General features: G+C 62.4%; 25 protein-coding genes. 11 read left to right on the forward strand and 14 right to left on the reverse strand.

Annotated elements, in window-relative coordinates; all coding sequences use genetic code 11:
* Positions 1–108 precede the first annotated feature (108 nt).
* The 4 genes from GVK95_RS23485 (at position 109) to GVK95_RS23500 (ending at position 3,428) form a co-directional block, all read left to right on the forward strand.
* Positions 109–936 carry a hypothetical protein gene (locus GVK95_RS23485; RefSeq protein ID WP_159953112.1) on the forward strand — a complete coding sequence of 276 codons (828 nt, stop codon included), beginning with the start codon at positions 109–111 and terminating at the stop codon, positions 934–936.
* Between the two features lie 132 nt (positions 937–1,068).
* The gene (locus GVK95_RS23490) at positions 1,069–1,890 is read left to right on the forward strand and encodes a sulfite exporter TauE/SafE family protein (protein ID WP_159953113.1); all 822 of its coding nucleotides are present in this window, start codon (positions 1,069–1,071) and stop codon (positions 1,888–1,890) included.
* Between the two features lie 104 nt (positions 1,891–1,994).
* Positions 1,995–2,909 carry a DMT family transporter gene (locus tag GVK95_RS23495; RefSeq protein ID WP_159953114.1) on the forward strand — a complete coding sequence of 305 codons (915 nt, stop codon included), beginning with the start codon at positions 1,995–1,997 and terminating at the stop codon, positions 2,907–2,909.
* A 138-nt stretch (positions 2,910–3,047) separates the two neighbouring features.
* Positions 3,048–3,428: a DUF930 domain-containing protein gene (locus tag GVK95_RS23500; protein ID WP_159953115.1), complete on the forward strand. Its 381-nt coding sequence runs from the start codon at positions 3,048–3,050 to the stop codon at positions 3,426–3,428.
* Positions 3,429–3,525: 97 nt separating this feature from the next.
* Here GVK95_RS23500 and GVK95_RS23505 read toward each other — a convergent pair whose 3' ends face one another.
* The 3 genes from GVK95_RS23505 to GVK95_RS23515 form a co-directional block, all read right to left on the reverse strand.
* Complete coding sequence (locus tag GVK95_RS23505) at positions 3,526–4,545, reverse strand: helix-turn-helix domain-containing protein (protein ID WP_007607894.1); 1,020 nt, start codon at positions 4,543–4,545, stop codon at positions 3,526–3,528.
* A gap of 305 nt (positions 4,546–4,850) precedes the next feature.
* Positions 4,851–5,066: a hypothetical protein gene (locus GVK95_RS23510; protein WP_159953116.1), complete on the reverse strand. Its 216-nt coding sequence runs from the start codon at positions 5,064–5,066 to the stop codon at positions 4,851–4,853.
* Between the two features lie 5 nt (positions 5,067–5,071).
* Positions 5,072–5,341, reverse strand: coding sequence for a hypothetical protein (locus GVK95_RS23515; protein ID WP_159953117.1), 270 nt, complete (start codon positions 5,339–5,341; stop codon positions 5,072–5,074).
* Between the two features lie 105 nt (positions 5,342–5,446).
* Here GVK95_RS23515 and GVK95_RS23520 point away from each other — a divergent pair, with 105 nt between their 5' ends.
* Positions 5,447–6,343 (forward strand): LysR family transcriptional regulator, encoded by an 897-nt coding sequence (locus GVK95_RS23520; protein WP_159953118.1) that lies wholly within the window; start codon positions 5,447–5,449, stop codon positions 6,341–6,343.
* Positions 6,344–6,375: 32 nt separating this feature from the next.
* A complete protein-coding gene (locus GVK95_RS23525; protein ID WP_159953119.1) occupies positions 6,376–6,825 on the forward strand; it encodes a thioesterase family protein in 450 nt (149 codons plus the stop codon).
* Here GVK95_RS23525 and GVK95_RS23530 read toward each other — a convergent pair.
* On the reverse strand, positions 6,820–7,545 hold the full coding sequence (locus GVK95_RS23530; RefSeq protein ID WP_159953120.1) for a pyridoxamine 5'-phosphate oxidase family protein: 726 nt from the start codon (positions 7,543–7,545) through the stop codon (positions 6,820–6,822). The genes GVK95_RS23525 and GVK95_RS23530 overlap by 6 nt on opposite strands.
* A 95-nt stretch (positions 7,546–7,640) precedes the next feature.
* Between GVK95_RS23530 and GVK95_RS23535 the strand changes: the two genes are divergently transcribed.
* Complete coding sequence (locus GVK95_RS23535) at positions 7,641–9,065, forward strand: PLP-dependent aminotransferase family protein (protein WP_159953121.1); 1,425 nt, start codon at positions 7,641–7,643, stop codon at positions 9,063–9,065.
* Here GVK95_RS23535 and GVK95_RS23540 read toward each other — a convergent pair.
* Positions 9,054–9,719 (reverse strand): TetR/AcrR family transcriptional regulator, encoded by a 666-nt coding sequence (locus tag GVK95_RS23540; protein ID WP_244618880.1) that lies wholly within the window; start codon positions 9,717–9,719, stop codon positions 9,054–9,056. The two genes, GVK95_RS23535 and GVK95_RS23540, sit on opposite strands and share 12 nt — an antisense overlap.
* A gap of 114 nt (positions 9,720–9,833) precedes the next feature.
* Here GVK95_RS23540 and GVK95_RS23545 point away from each other — a divergent pair, with 114 nt between their 5' ends.
* Positions 9,834–10,430, forward strand: a complete 597-nt coding sequence (locus tag GVK95_RS23545) for an NAD(P)H-dependent oxidoreductase (RefSeq protein ID WP_159953122.1) — start codon at positions 9,834–9,836, stop codon at positions 10,428–10,430.
* A gap of 16 nt (positions 10,431–10,446) precedes the next feature.
* Here GVK95_RS23545 and GVK95_RS23550 read toward each other — a convergent pair whose 3' ends face one another.
* From GVK95_RS23550 to GVK95_RS23580, 7 genes are all read right to left on the reverse strand, one after another.
* Positions 10,447–12,477: an ASKHA domain-containing protein gene (locus tag GVK95_RS23550; protein ID WP_159953123.1), complete on the reverse strand. Its 2,031-nt coding sequence runs from the start codon at positions 12,475–12,477 to the stop codon at positions 10,447–10,449.
* A gap of 206 nt (positions 12,478–12,683) precedes the next feature.
* Entirely contained in the window at positions 12,684–13,646 is a 963-nt protein-coding gene (locus GVK95_RS23555) for a methyltetrahydrofolate cobalamin methyltransferase (protein WP_159953124.1), read from the reverse strand.
* A 98-nt stretch (positions 13,647–13,744) separates the two neighbouring features.
* The gene (locus GVK95_RS23560) at positions 13,745–14,839 is read right to left on the reverse strand and encodes a methylenetetrahydrofolate reductase (protein ID WP_159953125.1); all 1,095 of its coding nucleotides are present in this window, start codon (positions 14,837–14,839) and stop codon (positions 13,745–13,747) included.
* A gap of 3 nt (positions 14,840–14,842) precedes the next feature.
* The gene (locus tag GVK95_RS23565) at positions 14,843–15,454 is read right to left on the reverse strand and encodes a methylenetetrahydrofolate reductase C-terminal domain-containing protein (RefSeq protein WP_159953126.1); all 612 of its coding nucleotides are present in this window, start codon (positions 15,452–15,454) and stop codon (positions 14,843–14,845) included.
* Positions 15,447–15,749 carry a virulence factor gene (locus GVK95_RS23570; RefSeq protein ID WP_159953127.1) on the reverse strand — a complete coding sequence of 101 codons (303 nt, stop codon included), beginning with the start codon at positions 15,747–15,749 and terminating at the stop codon, positions 15,447–15,449. The genes GVK95_RS23565 and GVK95_RS23570 overlap by 8 nt, the downstream gene beginning before the upstream one ends.
* 100 nt (positions 15,750–15,849) lie before the next feature.
* A complete protein-coding gene (locus tag GVK95_RS23575; protein ID WP_159953177.1) occupies positions 15,850–16,593 on the reverse strand; it encodes a formyl transferase in 744 nt (247 codons plus the stop codon).
* A 58-nt stretch (positions 16,594–16,651) separates the two neighbouring features.
* Positions 16,652–17,305 carry an exopolysaccharide biosynthesis protein gene (locus tag GVK95_RS23580; protein ID WP_159953128.1) on the reverse strand — a complete coding sequence of 218 codons (654 nt, stop codon included), beginning with the start codon at positions 17,303–17,305 and terminating at the stop codon, positions 16,652–16,654.
* A gap of 245 nt (positions 17,306–17,550) precedes the next feature.
* Between GVK95_RS23580 and GVK95_RS23585 the strand changes: the two genes are divergently transcribed.
* Positions 17,551–17,691: an entericidin B signal peptide protein gene (locus tag GVK95_RS23585; protein WP_159953178.1), complete on the forward strand. Its 141-nt coding sequence runs from the start codon at positions 17,551–17,553 to the stop codon at positions 17,689–17,691.
* Positions 17,692–17,704: 13 nt separating this feature from the next.
* Here GVK95_RS23585 and GVK95_RS23590 read toward each other — a convergent pair whose 3' ends face one another.
* Positions 17,705–18,355: a DUF1638 domain-containing protein gene (locus tag GVK95_RS23590; RefSeq protein WP_159953129.1), complete on the reverse strand. Its 651-nt coding sequence runs from the start codon at positions 18,353–18,355 to the stop codon at positions 17,705–17,707.
* Positions 18,356–18,397: 42 nt separating this feature from the next.
* Between GVK95_RS23590 and GVK95_RS23595 the strand changes: the two genes are divergently transcribed.
* Together GVK95_RS23595 and GVK95_RS23600 are read left to right on the forward strand one after the other, a co-directional pair.
* A complete protein-coding gene (locus tag GVK95_RS23595; protein WP_159953130.1) occupies positions 18,398–18,556 on the forward strand; it encodes an entericidin in 159 nt (52 codons plus the stop codon).
* Between the two features lie 69 nt (positions 18,557–18,625).
* Positions 18,626–18,778, forward strand: coding sequence for a hypothetical protein (locus tag GVK95_RS23600; protein WP_159953131.1), 153 nt, complete (start codon positions 18,626–18,628; stop codon positions 18,776–18,778).
* Between the two features lie 31 nt (positions 18,779–18,809).
* On the opposite strand, the gene GVK95_RS23605 is transcribed toward GVK95_RS23600, so the two are convergent.
* Positions 18,810–19,511 (reverse strand): B12-binding domain-containing protein, encoded by a 702-nt coding sequence (locus GVK95_RS23605; protein ID WP_159953132.1) that lies wholly within the window; start codon positions 19,509–19,511, stop codon positions 18,810–18,812.
* Positions 19,512–19,611 lie beyond the last annotated feature (100 nt).

Genomic DNA, 19,611 nt, shown 5'->3' on the forward strand with positions numbered 1-19,611 from the left:
CATCGGTCGACCGGTCCTAACTCGGCCTTAATGGCTGGCTTCTATCCTGTCTCGCAATGGTCTGGCGTCGGCTGTCCGATGTCGGCCGCATTGAGAGTGGAACCTGGTATGGCGTCTTCCTTCTCCCAGATGTGCGTGGCCCAAACCCGTTTGGCCCATTCCCGTATGGCCTTGGTACTCAGCGCTGTGGTCATGCTGGGTGCCTGTTCCGTCAACGAGCGGCTTCCGCCGGTCGAAGTTTCAGGCGTGCCGAAGGGTATGCGCGGCGAACGGGTGCTGGAGGGCAGGGTTCGCGACGTGGACATGGCGCAGCGGCGCGGAGGCTACGAGGAGCCGATCGCCTATGCCGCACCGACCAGCAACGGCAATGGCGGCAGTGCGGGCATCGACTATCTCGACACACCCAATCTGGCTGGCAGCAATTTTCAGTCGGACGATCAGCAACAGATGCAGGCGCATGCATCGACAGGCATGGCGGCGGCGGCAACCTTGGCCAGCATGGACAGCGATGCGGCCGGCCAGGGCAGCCTGATCATTCCCGAGGGCGGAGTGAGCATGGATGCCGAACTCGGCATCGCCTCAGCCGAGAGCGAGGGGGCCAGCCCACAGCAGATCGAGGGCGTGCAGCCGCAGATCGTCACGTCTGGTGGTGCCATGGCGATTGCCGAGGGCACGACCAGCCAGCCGGTGGTCGACGGTATCGGTTTTGACAATCCGACCTCGGTGAATGCCGGGCAGCCACAGCCGGTCGTGGCGGAGATGCCTGTTGCGGAGATTGGCGGCGAATACGCGGCCGGCGCCGAGGATGGCATTCTGCCGCTTGCCGTAGACAGTGGCACGACAGGCATGGGCGACGGCACGGGCGGCGGCATGGACAGCAAGCCGGCGGTCGATTGCTCGCTCTATCTCGACAAGCGCAATTGTCCGAAGGGCTGACACTCCGAACAGCGGTGATGCTGCGTACCGGATCGGCCGGCTGCGACCTTGCGGTCGGGTTGTCCGGCGCCTAGACCGGGGTCCGAGTGAGAAGGCCGGTTGATCGGGACCCGCCGAACGTGCCGAGGGACCATGCCACCACTATCGGAACTGTTGATGTTTGCCGCACTCCTGCTGGTCGCCGGCGGCGTGGCGGGCCTGCTGGCCGGCGTATTCGGCATTGGCGGCGGTGCGGTGCTGGTGCCGGTGTTCTATCAGGTGTTCGGCTGGGCCGGGATCGCGCCGGAAGTGATCATGCATCTGGCGGTCGGGACCTCGACCGCGCTGATCGTGCCGACCTCGATCCGATCGTTCAAGGCGCATCAGACGCGCGGCGCTGTCGATGTCGACCTGCTCAGGAGCTGGATCCTCGCCGTGCCGCTTGGCGCGCTTCTGGCAACCGTGGTGGCCGCCTATGCGTCGAGCGAAATGCTGCGGCTGATCTTTGCGGTGATCGGGCTGGTTCTGGCGGCGCGCATGCTGTTTCTCAGCAACCGCTTCCATCTCGGCACGGAACTGCCGGGCGAACCGGGGCGCTTCCTGACCGGTGGCGTGATCGGGCTGATCTCGGGCCTGATGGGCATTGGCGGCGGCGTGCTCAACAATACGTTCATGACGCTGTTCGGCCGGCCGATCCACCAGGCGGTGGCGACATCTTCCGGCGTCGGCGTGCTGATCTCGATCCCGGCGCTGGTCGGTTATGTCTGGGCCGGCTGGGGCAGGGCGGACCTTCCGGTATTTTCGACCGGCTATGTCAACTGGGTGGCATTCGCGCTGGTCTTTCCGATCGCCATGCTGGTCACGCCCTATGGGGCAAAACTGGCGCACCAGATGAGCAAGCGGCAGCTGGAAGTCGGGTTCGGGCTGTTCCTGATCTTCGTGTCGATCCGGTTCTTCATCAGCCTGTATGGCTAATTCGATCCGGCCATGGCGCAGCGGAACGTGTTAAGGCTGCGCGTTGCAAACGCGGCAGAAGCGGAAAACGGCCGAGCATAACGGCCTGACTTGGAGGAAACATCATGAACCTGCGCGCCGCCGGGACGGCCGGCAATGCGGTGCTGGTCGGCGTTGTGCTGATGCTTTTCGGCGACTTCCTTTTTTCGCTGAATGATGCCATGGGCAAGTGGCTGGTCGCGAGCTTTTCCGTCGGCCAGGTTCTGGTGATGCGCTCGCTCGGATCCTTCGTGATGCTCACGCCGATGATCGCGAAACAAGGAAGCGACGGGCTGTTCCGGCTCGAACGGCCGTCGCTGCAAATCCTGCGCGTGGTGCTGACGACCGCGGATGTGGCGCTGTTCTACGCTGCGGTTGCCTATCTACCGCTGGCCGATGTGATGACCTTCTACATGGCCGGCCCGATCTATGTCGCGGCGCTGTCGCATTTCTTCCTTGGCGAGACCATCGGCTGGCGTCGCTGGCTTGCGGTTGTCATCGGTTTCATCGGGGTGATCATCGCGCTGCGGCCGTCGTCGGCGATGCTGTCATGGCCGGCGGTCTTCGGCCTGATCGGCAGCCTGTCGTTTGCGCTGACGCTGATCCTCAGCCGGCGGCTGCGTCAGACCAGCGATGTGACGCTGGTTACCTGGCAGACGGTCGCAGCGCTTGTCGCCGGCGCGGTGCTCAGCATCGGCAGCTGGAACCCGATGTCCGGCCTCGACCTCGCGGCGATGCTGGCGCTCGGGATTGTTGCGGCCAGCGCGCATATGATGATCACCCGGTCGCTGAAGCTGGCGCCGGCTTCCCTGCTCGCGCCGCTGCAATACAGCCTGCTGCTGTGGGCGATCATCCTGGGCTATCTGTTCTTCGGCGATCTGCCGGACACGCAGGTCCTGGTCGGATCGGCGGTGATCGTGCTTGCCGGCCTGTTCATTTTCCACCGGAAAAAAGTGGTCAGCGGGATAGCACCAGACGATGTTGCGCCTGATGGGCACTGACGTCCTGCCGTCCAAGGGTTTTGGGCTGCGCAAGATCGATGGTTTCGAGGTTTTCTGGCGGAGCTGCAGACGACACAGCAGCAGCTGGAAACGATCTCCGGCTTTATTCCGACTTTTTCAAGTGCTAGTGACGTCCGCATGCCAAAGACATCCAACACTGCCATTGCAGGCTTTGTCTGCGTCCTCATGGTCCCAATGGTCGCACAGGCGATCGACAAGAGCACTGCGAACCAGATCGAGAAGCTCGATCCGTCCGACCAGCTTGAACAGCGATGTGATCTGGAAGGCATGGACCGGCTGAAAGCCGACAAGGTGATTTCCTATACCTTCTCGCGCCCGAAACACACCGATGTTCATATTGAAGCGAATGGCGCGGTATTCCGCCGTGACGGCGAGTGGTACCGCCTGGCTTACGCCTGCACGACCAGTGCGGATCATCTGTCGATCACGGCGTTCGAGATGAAGCCCGGGGCACGCATCGCCCATGAGGATTGGGACCGGTACTACCTCTATCCCTGAACTGGATCGTCCGCCATCGACGCAGGTATGATCCCGCAAATAGCTGGCCCTCCGCTGCTCCAGGTGGGGGAGCGAAGAGGGCCATTTCGCCTTTTCCTCAGACCACGATGCCGGTGCGATTGCTCGACATGGTCAGCTTGCGTTCGGCGCGCTCCTGCTGGGGCGAGCGGTTGTAGAGTTCGCGATAACACTTGGAAAAGTGCGAAGCGGAGACGAATCCGCAGGCAACGGCCACTTCGACCACCGGCATCGACGACTGGACGAGCAGATGGCGGGCGCGATCCAGACGGATCTCGAGATAGTAGCGGGCCGGTGAGCGGCCCATCTCTTGTCTAAACAGGCGCTCGATCTGGCGCCGCGACAGGCCGGCATCGTCGGCAATCTCGAGCAGGGACAGCGGCTCCGACAGATTACTTTCCATCAGTTCGATGATCTGCAGCACCTTGGAGTTCTGCACGCCGAGGCGCGCCCTGAGCGGCAGCCGCTGACGATCATGGGCGGAGCGGACGCGGTCGGTCAGGTGCTGCTCGCAGACGCGGTTGACAAGGCCCTCGCCGAAATCCTGGCCAATCAGGTTCAACATCATGTCAAGCGAGGCTGTGCCGCCGGCGCAGGTGTAGAGATTGCCGTCGACTTCGTAGAGGTCGGCATAGACTTCTGCCTGGGGGAAGGTTTCGGAGAACCCGGGCAGGTTTTCCCAGTGGATGGCGCAGCGCTTGCCATTCAGCAGGCCTGCCTGTGCCAGCACATGGGCGCCCGTACAGAGCGAACCGATGGCGACGTTGCGGTTATAAGCCTCCCGCAGCCAGGCATTGACCGACTTGTTGTTGAATTCCTCGACATAGATGCCGGAACAGACGATCGCCATGTTCGGGCGGTTCTCGCCCCCGAGAAAGCGGCGCTCGTCGGCCAGCGACGAATTGACCTCGATGCCGATGCCGGAGGACGAGTGAACTTTCTGGCCATCGACCGAGGCGAGGCGCCATTCATAGGCCGCGTAGCCGAGCATGCGGTTGGCGATGCGCAGCGTTTCAATCGCGCCTGCGAAGGGCAGCAAGGTGAAATGCGGAACGAGAAAGAAGGTGAGTGATCGCTTCTTGGTTTGCTGCTTGCTCATGGTGATGTCCAGTTCCCTTGTTTTCCGGCATGCTCGACCGGAAATGCATTCTGGGATGTTCTCACTGCGACATTGACATGGAATTCAGCGGCGGGAAACTATTCACGACCGCTAAAAAGCGACATTTCTTTCCTGTTTCCATCCTGCGACGAAAATGTACAGGCGATAACAATCGTCAGTTTAGCAGGTCTTTGAAAAGAAATTACTTTGTCGAGGCGATCGAGACACAATCGGAGATTGGCTTTTCTGCCGGTTTGCGACATGACCGAACGATCACGTCGCAAGCCGTTGCGAAACGAAGGCCGTCAGCGACGCATGTCGCCGGCAGGCCAGCCGAGGTCCTTGCGCACATCGAGGGGAAGGGATTCCAGCGCCCTCTGCTCCTGGCGGCGCTTGCGCCAGTTATTGATCGCCGCGATGGCCTTGACGATAAGGTGGGCCGAAAGGTGCGACGGGCGGTTCGCCGCCGGAGCACCACGCAAGGAGCGCGCAATCGGGGTATCGAAATGAACCAGTGTCATGGCATTTATCCTTTTCGGTCAGGCCCAATGGGCAGGCTGGTTATCCGCCCATCCAACTCATCAATCAATCGAATGTTTTTGATGGCATTCATTTGTTTCTGTGATGTTGGCGCATTGTTCGGAAACGCAATGTCGCGGCGCAGATAGTCCGGCAGTCGGGCGATCTGGCGCAAGGCTGCAGCATGGGCGTCTCTGCGGTGCCGGCTGTTACGGCGTCGGCGCTGGTGGTCCAGCCAGCGGGTCATCCAATGGGCAAGCAGGGATCCAATCAGCATTGTTCTGTCCTCTTTGCGGCTCATGGGGACAGAATGCGACGCAATTGACATTCAATCAAACGCAATGATATCGTCTTCAAGTTCAATTTTCTTGAAGGTGAAGTCATGACCCTGATGTTGCGCCAGCCGTTGCCATTGCTCGACAATGACGTGCTCAGAACATTTGTGGCGATTGCCGAAACCGGCAGCTTCACCACGGCCGCCGACAGGGTTTTCCGCACGCCGTCGGCAGTGTCGATGCAGATCAAGAAGCTGGAGGAGCAGTTGAGCGTGGCGCTGTTCCTGCGCGATGCACGATCGGTGACGCTGACGGAAGGTGGGGAGGTGCTGCTTCCCTATGCGCGGCGTATCCTGGCGCTGTCGAACGAGGCGGTCGGGCGCTTTCGCATGCCGGAGATGAAGGGCGTGGTCAGGCTCGGCGCACCCGACGATATCGGCGAACGTTTCATGCCGACGATCCTCAGACGTTTTGCCGAACATTACCCGGCTATCATGGTTGACCTGACCGTCGACACGTCCGGGGCGCTGCGCCGGCGGCTGCAGGAACAGCGGCTGGACCTGACGCTGATCAATTGCGCGCCGGGCGCCGTTGTGCACGAGGGCGAGGTGATCCATCAGGAGCAGCTGGTATGGGCCGGGGCGAAGTGCGGCACGGCGCATATGCGCAATCCTTTGCCGGTGTCGATCTGGGAAGACGGCTGCTGCTGGCGGGCGGACGCGCTGGCGCGGCTCGACAAGGACAAGCGGCCCTACCGCATTGCCTATCTGTCGGCGCATACGATGGCGCAACGCGCGGCCGTGATTGCCGACCTGGCCGTGGCACCGCTGCCGCGCAGCTATCTGACAGCCGACATGACGGCTCTCGGTTCCAAGCACGGATTGCCGGATCTTGGATCCTTCGACGTGCGATTGCTGACCGGCAAGGAAACCAGCGACACGATCCGGGCGGTGGCCGACAGCGTGCGCTATGCATTTGCCGAGATGATCGGGATCGCGGCCTGACCAGCGAACCTTCGCAGCCTGTCGGAGACATCATGAATCAACTGCCTCGCCTCGACGATTTCCCGTGTCGCAGCTACGACAAGCTGCGCTATGGCGACACGGATCGCCAGGGGCATGTCAACAATGCGGTGTTTGCGACCTTCCTGGAAACCGGCCGCGTCGAGATGATCTATGCCTCGGACGAGCCGCTGCTGGAGGACGGCTTTTCCTTCGTGGTGGCCAAGCTGGAGATCAACTATCTGGCCGAGATCCTGTGGCCGGGCACGGTCGATATCGGCACACGAATCGTCAAGGTTGGTCGCTCGTCGGTGACGATGCAGCAGGCGGTATTCCAGAACGGCGTCTGCTGCGCGTCTGCCGAAACGGTCGTCGTGCATTTCGATCAGGCGACACGCAAGTCGCATGCGTTTTCCGACGCTCAGAAGGCACGGCTGCTTGAGGCCGATGTGGACCAAGCGGCCGCAGCCACCGATGGCCTATAGGGTTTCCTCGTAGGCCGACTGCGCCTGACGCAGGGCGTCGTCCAACGTCCGGCCTTCGCTATAGATCTGCAGATAATCCGGCTCGTCGACGCCTGGCGGCACATGCGGGCAGATTTCTGCCGGACCGATCACCGTGCGCACCGGAATGACGCCTGCCCAAAGCGGGGTCGTCATGTCTTCCTCGTCGTCGCCGACGCCCTTGGCGCGGGTTTTCGCCGATGCCTCCTCGATGCGCATGCCGATCACCATGGTGGCCTTGATCTCCTGGCCGTGGTTTTCCCGCAGCTCGGTGCTGCGGCCCGGATAGAAGCGATCAACGACGGTGGCCAGCGCGCGGGCCTTGTCCTGCGGATCGTCGATGATGGCCGCCGTGCCGAAGCACATGGCTGAGCGGTAGTTGGCCGAATGGTTGAAACCGGAGCGGGCGAGCACCAGGCCATCGAGATGCGCAACGGTGACGCAGACGCGCACGCCCTCTCTCTGGCTCTTCAGCATGCGGCTGGCCGACGAGCCGTGCCAATAGAGCCAGTCGCCTTCCCGCCAGTGGATGGTCGGGGTGCAATAGGGCTGGCCGTCGATGACATAGGAGACATGACAGAGAAAACTGCTGTCGAGGATGGCGTAGACGGCTTCGTGATCATAGGCCGCGCGTTCGTGCAGCCGCTTTGCGCGGTTGCGTGGGGTGACCGGGAATGTCGTCTGTCCTGCCATCTTGTCCATGTGTGTCTCCAACGAGAAGGTTTCCGGCCGCACTTGTCATTGCATCGGCGGTGGTGCAGGGATAGATCTGCCAATTGGTCCATCAAAGATCCAATATGACCAAGAAAGAACGAACCAATTCCGACTGGTCTGCCGCAAGACCCTTGTTGCCGGCGTCCGGACCGCGACGGCAGGCGCTTTACCGCGCGCTGCGCGATCAGATCGAGGATGGCCGGCTTTGCCCCGGCGACAAACTACCGACGACGCGCGATATCGCCGCGCGGTTCGGCATCTCGCGCGGCGCTGCGGTCGCGGCCTATGAAATGCTGGCGGCCGACGGATTTGCCGAGGCAAGGGTTGGTGCCGGAACCTTTGTGGCAGCAGTCGTGCCGAACCTTGCACGGGAAGGCCGCCCGCCGCTTCGCAATGCACCGGACGCGGTGGCGCCGCTGCCCGGCACGCTCGGCTGCTCGACCGCGGATGCGACGACGCTGCGGATCTTCCGCATGCTGATGAACCGGCACCTGGCCAAACCGTCGGCCCGGCATTTCCACTACAACGATCCGGCCGGCAGCCATGCACTGAGGGTCGAGATCGCTGCTTATCTGAAAGCGGCGCGGGGGGTGAATTGCGATCCCGAGCAGGTGATCATGACCTCCGGCACGCAGCAGGCGCTCGATCTTGCCCTCCGTGCGCTGCTGAAAGCCGGTGATCCGGTCTGGATCGAGGACCCCTGCTATGTGATGGCGCGCAACGCCTTTGCCGCAAGCGGAATGCACATCGTGCCTGTGCCGGTCGATGGCGAGGGGCTGGACGTTGCCGCCGGGGCGCGGCTGGCACCGCATGCACGGGCCGTCTACGTGACGCCGTCGCACCAGTATCCGCTCGGCGTGACGCTATCGATGGCGCGGCGGCTGCAACTGATCGACTGGGCGCAGCAGGCGGGCGCCTATATCATCGAGGACGATTACGACAGCGAGTTCCGCTTTTCCGGGCCGCCGCTGAGTGCGCTGCAGGGCATCGACGGCGAGGGGCGGGTGATCTATGTCGGCACGTTTTCCAAGACGCTTCTGCCCGGCTTTCGCATCGGCTACCTCGTCGTGCCATGGGCGATGCGCGACCGGGTGCTCGAGGTGCGGCAGCTGACCGACCGCTTTCCCTCGACGCTGGCCGAGGATGCGCTGGCGGAATTCCTGCGCGACGGGCATTTTTCCGCCCATGTCAAACGGGCAAGGCGGCGGGTGCGCGCGGCGCGCGATGCGTTGATGACGGTCTTTGATGAGGCCGGACTTGATGTGGAGCCGCCCGAACAGGGGCTGCATCTGGTCGCACATCTGCCGGCCGGGGTCGATGACGGGGCGCTGGTGGAGATCGCCGCAGATTCCGGGTTCGGGGTGAGGGCGCTGTCGTCGCTTCATGCGGGGCCTACGGACAAGCGCGGGCTGGTGATCGGGTTTTCCGGTTTCGAACCCGAGGTGTTGGCGCAGGCCGCGCGGCGTTTCGTCCGCGATCCGCGTTTCGTCGCGCTTTCAGGCCGGTGACGCGCTGCCACCGGCATCAGCGCTTGCACTGGCGCTTGCATTGGCACTGGCACTGGCACGGGCGCTGGCACCGGCAATCCAGACCGTGAGGAAATCCTCGAGCATCGCCCTTGCGGCGGCGGCGTCCGGGGTCCAGCCGGACAGGCGATAGACCATGACCTCGTGCAGCAGCGCCTGGATGCCGCGGCTGAGCATGGTGGCGCGGGCGTCGTCGCACGCCGGCAGGGCGGCACGGATGAGGGTGGCAGTCAGACCTTCCAGCTCGTGACAGATGGAGAGGAAACGCTCGGTGAAGGGGCCGGCGCCAAGCCCTGACTGAGAGAGATAAAGGCGGGCAAAGGCAGGATCCGCACCGAAATAGTCAAGCCAGGGCGAGAGCAGCCGGTGGATCGTTGTGTCGAGCGGTTCGGTCATCGGGGCCGACGCCAGGCGCCGGCTGCGCTCGAAGATCGCCTCGATCTCGACCAGCCCGAGGGCGGCGAGCAGATTGGTCTTGTCACCGAAATGGGCAAAGACGCTGGCCTTGGCAACCTTTGCGCCGGCGGCCACCTGATCGATGCTGGTCTGCTCGAAGCCCTGGACGGCGAACAGGGCGCGTGCGGCGGCGAGGATCTGTTCGCGGGTCTGGCGGCTGCGTTCCTGGCTGAGTTTCATAGCGTGGTTTTCCTGCCCGTGCATCCGTATGCAGATATTCTTTGCGTTAATTGTTGACCGCGGTCAATTTGGGTTGATATAAAATGACCGCGGTCATTTTTATGGAGATTTTCAATGTCCTTCCTTCGCGCATCCGAAACTCCGGCACGTTTGCTGGTACTGAACGGCAATCCGGGCAAGGCGACGCTGTGCCGGCAGATGGCCGAGCGCATCGCCGAGGCGGCACGGACACAGGGCACGGAGGTGAGGCTGGTGCACTTGTGCGACCTCAGCTTCGACGCCAATCTGGCGGAGGGCTATCACCAGCGGATGGACTGGGAACCCGATCTGGCGGCACTGGCCGAGACGCTGGTGTGGAGCGACCGGCTGGTGCTGGTGCAACCGTTGTGGTGGGGCTCGGCGCCGGGCAAGCTGAAGGGCCTGTTCGACCGGTTGCTGATGCCGGGATTTGCCTTTGCATATATCGACGGCAAGGCACTGCCGAAAGCCCTGCTCAAAGGGAGAAAGGCGCGTGTGGTGATCACCTCGGATACGCCTTGGTTCGTGCTCCGGTGGTTCTACGGCAATGGCTGGGTCAAGGTGCTGAAACGGCAGATCCTGGCCTTTGTCGGTTATGGCGACCTGAAGACGATGTATTTCGGCCCGATTCGCGGCGCCTCGGCGGAGAAGCTCGGCGCGATGGTGGAAAAATCGGCGACGATTCTCGACTGAGGGGCGACTGCCTAACTTACTCGCGGCTTCTGCGGCGTCTGCGACCGCCACCTTCGCCATCGCCGTCCGACGGGACCTTGCGCTCCGGCAACGTGACCACGGCCGAGAGCTTGGGGAAGGGATCGACCTTGTTGGGCAGGGCCATGGCGTCGATGAACAGCTGCTGGAAATGCGGCTCGAGTGCGGTTTCGATCTTTTCGATCCGGGTGACGGTTTCCTCGATCTCGCGGCGATGGCCACGGTTGAGAAGCGCCATTAGCGCGCCGGTGCCGGCGGCGTTGCCGACGGCTTTGACTTCGGCGAGGTCGCAATCGGGGATCAGGCCAAGGACCATGGCGTATTTCGGGTCGATGAACGAGCCGAAGGCGCCGGCGAATCGGATGGTGTCGACGGTCTGGATTTCCAGCTTTTCCATCAGCAGCTTGATGCCGGCGTAAAGCGCTGCCTTGGCGAGCTGGATGGCGCGCACGTCGTTCTGCGTCACCGTGATCTTCTGCGCACCCTCATGCAGCAGATAGGAGAATGTGCGGCCGTTGGCGAGGATGCGCGGGCTTTTCTCGGCCATCGAGCCATCGACGACGCCATCGGCGGAAATGACGCCGGACAGGTACATTTCGGCGACGACCTCGATGATCGCCGAGCCGCAGATGCCGGTGATGCCGGTCTTTTCCGCCGCCTCAGTGAAGCCGTCCTCGTCCGACCATTGTTCGACGCCGATGACCTTGAAACGTGGCTCCAGCGTCGTCGCATCGATGCGCACGCGCTCGATGGCGCCGGGGGCGGCGCGCTGGCCGCAGGAGATTTCCGCACCTTCGAAGGCCGGGCCGGTCGGCGAGGACGCGGCAACGGTGCGCTCGCGGTTACCAAGGACGATTTCGGCATTGGTGCCGACATCGACCATCAGCATCATCTTGTCCTGACGGTGTGGACCTTCGGCAAGCGTGGCACCGGCAGCGTCGGCACCGACATGGCCGGCGATGCAGGGCAGCAGATAGGTGCGGGCGCCGGGATTGAGGCCCAGTTCGATGTCGTCGGCCGGGCAGGTAACCGCGCCGGAGACGGCGAGCGCAAAGGGCGCCTGGCCGAGCTCGGTCGGGTCGATGCCGAGAAACAGGTGATGCATGATCGGATTGGCGACAAAGACGCTATCGAGAATGTCGCTGCGGGCGATGCCACCTTCGCTGCAGACCCGGTCGACGAGATCTGAGACCGCCTGGCGCACAGCCTTTGTCATCGCTTCACGGCCGTCCGGGTTCATCATCACATACGAGACGCGGCTCATCAGGTCTTCGCCGAAGCGGATCTGCGGATTGGAAGCGCCGGAAGAGGCGACGATGCGGCCGGACAGCAGCGAGACGAGATGCATGGCGATCGTCGTCGAGCCGATGTCGCAGGCAATGCCATAGGCTTCGTTGTGCAGGCCGGGCCAGAGGGCGACGATGGTTGGGCGCGAGGTCGGGCTGTCGCGGTGGATGGCGGCCGTCACCGTCCAGTTGCCCTTGCGCAGGATCTTCTGGATCTCCGGATAGAGATAGGGCTCGACCTGCAGGTCGGTGTAGCCCCAGTCATTTTCCAGCATGACCTTCATCCGGTCGAGATCGCCCAGCGGCTTGTGCATGTCGGGCTCGTCGACCTCGACATAGCAGAGATGCACGGCCGGATTACGCTCGATCACCCGGTCGCTGGCGGCCTTGCGCACGACCTGGGCATTGACCACGGCATCCTGCGGCACATCGACGACAAGATCGCCCTGGATGGTGGCGGAACAGGAAAGGCGCCGACCTTCCGGCAGCGTGCGCACTTCGCCATAGCGCTTTTCCTTCGGTCCGACCGGGGAAATGTGATCATTGGACGAGGTGATGCCATGCTTGGCGAAATGGCCTTCCTGGACCTCGATCTGGCAACGCCCGCAGGTGGCACGGCCACCGCAGACGCTCTCGACATAGACACCGAGCTGGCGCGCGGCATCAAGTACCGGCGTGCCGACGGCAAAACGACCGCGCTTGCCGGACGGCATGAAGAGGACGAGGGGGTCAATTTCGGTCATGAGCAATGCAATTCCTGAGAGGCTTGGAAGCAAGGGGCGTGCCTAAGCGGTATTTTTGCCGTTGTCGAGTGGACCGCCTTGCCCCTCACCCTAACCCTCTCCCCTTAAACGGGGCGAGGGGATTGGCCGCGGTGCCGATTGTCTCTTCTCCCCGCCTGCGGGGAGAAGGTGCTGGCAGGCGGATGAGGGGGTGAGCTATAATATACTCACTCCGTCGCAGCACCCGCACCGACACGGCTGGCACGACCGCCACGACGACCCGAGGAGGCGCCGGGGGGCGATGTGGACGGAGCGGCACCGGCTTCGGACGGCTTGTGGTCGCGGTAGGTCATGATCCAGTTGCCGCAGTTCGGGTCGGTGCCGTTCAAGACGTTTGCGGCACGCACGGCCTCCATTTCCTGCGGGCGGCAGGGGTTCATGATGGCGGATGTCATGCCGGCGCCGATGACCATCGGGATAAAGCCGGCATTGATGCCGTGGCGATGCGGCAGGCCGAAGGAGATGTTCGACAGGCCGCAGGTGGTGTTGACCTTGAGTTCGTTGCGCAGGCGGTAGAGCAGCTGGAAGACCTGGCGGCCGGCATCACCGAGTGCGCCGATCGGCATGACGAGCGGATCGACGACGATGTCATGCGGCTTGATGCCGTAGTCCATGGCGCGTTCGACGATCTTCTTGGCGACGGCGAAACGCACGTCCGGATCCATGGAAATGCCGGTCTCGTCGTTGGAAATGGCAACGACCGGAACATCGTACTTGGCGCAGAGCGGCAGAATGGCTTCGAGCTTTTCTTCCTCGCCGGTCACCGAATTGACCAGAGGACGGCCTTTGGCGATCTTCAGCGCTGCCTCGATGGCGGCCGTGACGGAACTGTCGATCGACAGCGGCACATCGACGAGGCCCTGGACGATTTCCATGGTCCTGACCAGAAGGGCCGGTTCGGTCTCGTTGGGATTGACCGAGGTGACGCCGGCATTGACGTCGAGCATGGTGGCGCCGGCGGCGACCTGTTCGAGCGCGTCCTTGATGACGGTGTCGAAATTGCCCTCGATCATCTCGGCGGCGAGCTTCTTGCGGCCGGTCGGATTGATGCGCTCACCGATGACGCAGAACGGCTGATCGAAGCCGATGATGATTTCCCTGGTGGCAGACGCGACGATGGTACGGGTCATGTGGATCTCCGGTGTGGCCTCTTGGCACTGTTTGCCAGACGGCCGATGGATGCAAGGTGTCTGATGCGGGTGGATGATCTCCGCCCGAATTCTGCTTGTCAGTGCGGCAGGTGGGCGGCCTTGTCGACCAGCGCCTGCTGATCCTGGACGGGCTCCGTGCCGATTTCGTGCAGGCGTTCGGCGACCATGGCATCGCTGTGCCCGGTTTCCCGCTTCCACGGCTGGCGGCCCTTCAGGATACCGGATTCATGGACGATCTCGGCGACATATTCCTCCTGGCGGTAAGCCATGACATGCACGCCGGAGACGCCCTCGATCTCCTTCACCTCGTTGATGATGTCGATGCAGAGCTGCTTGCCTTCCTTCTTCTGATCCTGTGCCCCTTCCAAACGGGCAATGATCGAATCGGGAATATGGATGCCCGGAACATTGGAGCGGATCCACTTGGCGGTCTTGGCAGAGGCGAGCGGGCCGACGCCGACCAGGATGTAGCAGTTTTCGTGGTGGCCGAGATCGCGGACCTTTTTCATGTAGTCGCGGAACATCGGCACGTCGAAGCAATACTGGCTCTGGACGAACTGGGCGCCGGCCTCGATCTTCTTGCCGAGCCGGTAGGGACGAAAGTCATAGGGCGGCGCAAACGGGTTGATGGCGGCGCCGAGGAAGACCTTTGGCGGCGTCGTCAACTTGCGGCCGGAGAGGAATTTCGCCTCGTCGCGCATGGTGCGCACGGTTTCCAAGAGCGACATGCAGTCGAGGTCGAAGACCGGTTTGGCGCCCGGCTGGTCGCCGGCCTGCACGCCGTCGCCGGTCAGGCACATGATGTTGGCGACGCCCATGGCGGCAGCGCCCAGCACGTCGCCCTGGATGGCGATGCGGTTCTTGTCGCGGCAGGCGATCTGCATGATCGGCGCGTAGCCCATGCGGGTCAAAAGCGCGCAGATTCCGACCGACGACATGTGGCAATTGGCACCGGAGGCGTCGACCGCGTTGATGCCGTCGACCCAACCGTCAAACACCTTGGCGCGCTCATAGACATCCTGCGGATCGGCGCTGTCGGGCGGGTTCAGTTCGGCGGTGACGGCAAATTCGCCGCGACGCAGGACGCGTTCGAGACGTCCGAGCGACGAATGGCCGGGCAGCGGATCGAGCGGGAGATGCGGGCCGAGCGGGTTTTCATCGATATGGGCCATGGATCAGGCTTCCTTGCCAGCATTTTTCGAGCCAGCGGCGTCGCGCCGGGCCGCCGCTTCGGCTGTCACCCGCAGCCAGGACGAGGTTTCGCGCAGCGACTGGTTGACCGGTTTCTGCACATTCAGGATTGCATCACCTTTCGCCATGTTGCGTGAGCCGTTCCACGCCTGGACCCAGACGCAGGGCATGTCGGGTTCGACTTCGCAGTTGCCATTGGCCCGCACACCACCGCAGGGACCATTGCGCAACTGCTTGGGACAGTTCATCGGGCAGGACATGCCGGTCGACGACAGCGCGCACTGGCCGCACATGCGACAGTCGAACAGCAGGCCCTTGACGTTGCGTTCGACGAAGGTGATCGGGCGCTCCACGCGGCTATAGCCGATGGCTTTCCACAGCGGATGTAGCAGCAGGAACGTATCCGCAAATCGGTTGTAGAACCATTCGAGGAAGCGCGAATGGCGCACGGCCCAGAGACGGATGGTGTAGGAGCGGCGGGCGCGACGGTTCGGCGAGACGCCGGCGGGGGTGTAGGCGCCGGTGGCGGCTTTCTTCGCCGGGGCGGCATTGCCCTTGGCTATGGTGGTCACGGGAGCCGGATTGGCGTCAGCCATTGTCGCGGCCTCCGGCATGAACCAGCGCGACGAGGCGGGCCTTGTCGTATGCGGCTTCGATTTCGGCCGTGGCCTTGTCCGCCTCGGCTTCGAGATCATCGCCGACAGGGATCGGGTCGGCCTTGCGCCATTCGGCGAGATAGTCGTCGGTTTCGGCCGCGCCGGTGCGCATCGCGCACATGTCGATCGCCTCGGTAAAGCGCAGGGAAAGCTCGCGCTTGGCGGCCTTGCGCCCCTGCTTGATGATCACCTGGGCCGGAATATCGCGCCAAAATACGATGATCTTGTCTGCCATGCCACTCACTCCCCTTTATCTCCGCAGAATGCACGGCGTCAGGGTGCCAGACTGCGCTCTTCACGACGTCGCAGACAGCAAAAAACGACGCAATCGGGATTTACCAGATTCGCCGGGTGATGCCGTGGAATATCCACGACCAGAGCGTGGGTGGAAAGTGCAAGGCGGACGGGCCCTGCGCAGGGTGAGGCTGCAAGTTTTCGGCCAGCGCATCGGCGACGGCGCGGCAGGTGACGTCGAGCGCGGCGACCGTCAGGACCAGCGGATAGGTGGAGATGAAATCGCCGGGTGCAGGCGTGGCGCGGACCTGGTAGAGCGTGCCGCCGGTGTCGGTTCCGGCATCGACGAGATGCACTGTTGCGCCGAAGTTTTCCGCGTCATTGTTGCGCAACGACCAGTAGCCGCCCATCTGGCCACGATAGGCCGGATTGAGGCCAGCATGAAGGTTCAAGACAGGGCAGGGCATGGCTGCGAGCTGTTGCCGCGACATCAGCCGGGTCGATACGAGCAGGATGACGGCGGGGCGGATCTGCGCGATCAGGGCGCGGGTCTCCGTGTCGTTGATCGAGGCGACACGATGAACGGGTACGTCCACTGGCATTCTGCCGTCAAGATTGTGGTCCGTCAGTATTTGCGCAATTCGTTTATTGGCTAAATTCCTCATGAGTCTTGCAGCAACCATGGTGCCGAGCTGGCCGATGGCGGCAAACCAGCCAACACGGCGGGCGCGGCGTCGGGTGATTTCGGCCTTGCTCTGTGACTGCTCGATGAGCACGCGCACGTCGGCATTGCGGGTGCAAAGCGCCCGGATAACCAAGGTCGGATTGAGCCCGCCGGCGGTCATGACCACGACCGGGGCTGCGGCGGGCTTGGTCGCGGTTTCGGTCACGGCCGGCTCCCGATCAGACGACGAGCATCAGCACGGCGCAGGCCGTGTAGACGACAAAGCCGGCGACCAGCAGGGAGGCGACACCGAGCAGGCAGCCGAGCGTGACGCCGACGCCATCGCGCTGGGAATGGGTGAAGCCGATGATGGCGAGCGCTACGGCGGGCGGCCAGTTGCCGAGCGGGATGGGGAGGAAAATCACGACCGCCAGAACCAGCGCGAGAAATCCGATGACACGCTCGGCGGCGCGGCTTTCGAGGAACCAGAAACGCGGCACGACGAGCTTTTCCGCCTTGCGCAGCCAGGGAACGAGACGATCGACGACGAGCTGGAAGGTGCCTGCCTCGACGCCGTAGTCACCGATGCGGCGGGGGAAATAGACGCGGCCCTGCGCGGAGGCAAACATCTGCCAGGCGATAAAGACCAGCGGCAGGCCGAGCACGAAAGTGGCGCCCGGCGGAAGCGGCACGAGATTGGGAAGGGCAAAAACCAGCAGGAAGGCGCCGAAGGAGCGATCCTGCAGGGCAATGGCGATGTCGCGGATTGTCACCTTGCCATCGCGGGAGCGGGCGAGCCGCGCCAGAAGGTCGGAGAGGTTTTCGGGATGCGTTGCAACTGCAGCCGTCGTGCCGGCAAAGCCGGTTTTATGCGTGTCCACCCTGTCGGTCATGATCTCGCTTCATTGTTTTTTGTTGACCTGGGAGACAGGCTGACAGCGATTGCTTGCAGGACAATTAAGGCCGGCCAAGACCGGGCATGGGCGCGGACCAATATTGGGTGGATGGTAAAGGCAGGGTTACATTTGCAGCCATACCGAGGTCAGCCTTGATTTTTCCCAAGAGCTTTGTCACCAACTGGTGGGTGATTTGTTCCATCGGAGAGATGAAAATGTCGGCTTTGACATGTAACGGCTTGATGCGACTGACTGTTCTGGGACTGGCGCTGGTGGCGCTTTCGGCTTGCGGCAATACGATCCGCGGCGTTGGTCGCGACATGGGCAATGTGGTCGACGCGACGCAGGATGCCGGGCGCAGCGTGGCGAATTCGGTAAACTGAGGAAGCGTGCGACCTAGAGACCTGAGACAACGACCGGTGGCTCTGCGGAGACTGCCGGTCGTGCCGCAAGCGTGAGTTCGCGATCGAGATCGCCATAGCCGGTGAAGCGGTATTCGTAGTCGAGCTTCAGGTAGTCGGCAGCCCATTTCGCCTTTTCCTGCAAGGTCTTGTCTTCGGTCTGGGCGAGATAGACGATCTTGGTGTAATTGCCGAACACCATGTCGCGCAGTTCCGGATGGCGGTCGAGCTTCAGCGGTTCGATGACGAAGGCCTCGAACTGGCGGGTGATCAAATCTGTCAGGTAGAAGGCGGTGAATTCGGTTTCGCATTCGGCGAGGAATTTTTCCGTGCCGGAGAAGAAGGCGTAACAGTGAGGACCGGAAATGCGCTCGATGCCCTCTTCGGCGCAGATCTTGTCGATCTCGCCCTGGGTGCCGCATTCGGCATAGCCGATGAAGATCTTCTCATGGCCATTGGCGCGGGCTTCAGCGATCTTTTCGCGAAGCGCCGGCGCTATCTTGCCGGGATAGACGTGCCAGATCGCCGGCAGACATTCCAGGGTCAGATAATCCAGCCGATTCGCCGCCTTTATCGCGAGAATTTCCCGGGCGATCGCGCCGCACGCAATCACGTGAACCTTTTCGCTTTTCGCGCGTTGTTCCATCGCAAATCGTTCCTCGTCGAATTTCAGAAGGATTAAACACTCATGATGGCGAAAAAACTGACCACCGGCGCAGCTCTCATTCTCACCGTATTCGCGCTCAGCGCCTGCGGCAACACGATCCGCGGTGTCGGCAAGGACGCCGCCAACACGGTGAACGCGACCCAGGCCGCCGGCCAGAGCGTCGAAAGCGCCGCGAACTAATTTCTTTGGCGCGGGCGACATACAGGTGTCGCCTGCGCCCACTAAGCTTTGCCAAGAAGGAGAGGGGCAATGACACTTACATCGGTTGCAAAGGCAAGCGCCATCTACATGCTGGTCGCGGTCCTGTACTCGACTGGACATGTGGCGATGAATTCGATGTCCGGTGCAGACCGTCCGGACCACGGCGTCCAGATGTCGCTTTTGACCGATGCCGGCCATTAATGCCGGCATCGCCTTGTGGTAAAGTTTCGGCTCAGGCGCGAGCAGCGAGGCTGTTGTGCTTGCGTGCGACAAATTCCTTCGCCGTTTCAACGGCCACGGCCGCATCGCGACAATAGGCATCGGCGCCGACAGCCTTGCCGAATTCCTCATTCAGCGGCGCACCACCGACAAGCACGACATAGTCATCGCGAATGCCCTTTTCCTTCATCGTGTCGATGACGACCTTCATGTAAGGCATGGTGGTGGTCAACAACGCCGACATGCCGAGAATATCCGGCTGTTCGCGCTCCAGGGCTTCCAGGTAGTTTTCGACCGGGTTGTTGATGCCGAGGTCGATGACGTCGAAGCCGGCGCCTTCCATCATCATGCCGACGAGGTTCTTGCCGATGTCGTGGATGTCGCCCTTTACGGTGCCGATGACCATCTTGCCCTGCTTCGGCGCGCCGGTGGCGGCGAGCAGCGGGCGCAGGATCGTCATGCCGGCTTTCATCGCATTGGCGGACAGAAGGACTTCCGGAACGAAAAGAATGCCGTCGCGGAAATCGATGCCGACGATGCGCATGCCTTCGACCAGCGCCTGGGTCAGCACGTCGTATGGAACCCAGCCACGCGCGATCAGAATGTTCGTCGCTTCCTCGATTTCTTCCTTCATGCCGTCATAGAGATCGTCGTGCATCTGCTGCACAAGCTCTTCGTCGGACAGGTCTTCGAGAATGATTTCGTCGTCTGACATTGGATGTTTCCCGCTCGCTGTTTTTTGGCACTGTCGATGACAGTTCAAATCGAGACTGCCTGAGTTGCAGTTAAACCTCAAGTTCGTGAAAAACTCTTTT

It is taken from the genome of Rhizobium sp. 18065 (assembly GCF_902706095.1).
Classification (GTDB): Bacteria; Pseudomonadota; Alphaproteobacteria; order Rhizobiales; family Rhizobiaceae; genus Allorhizobium.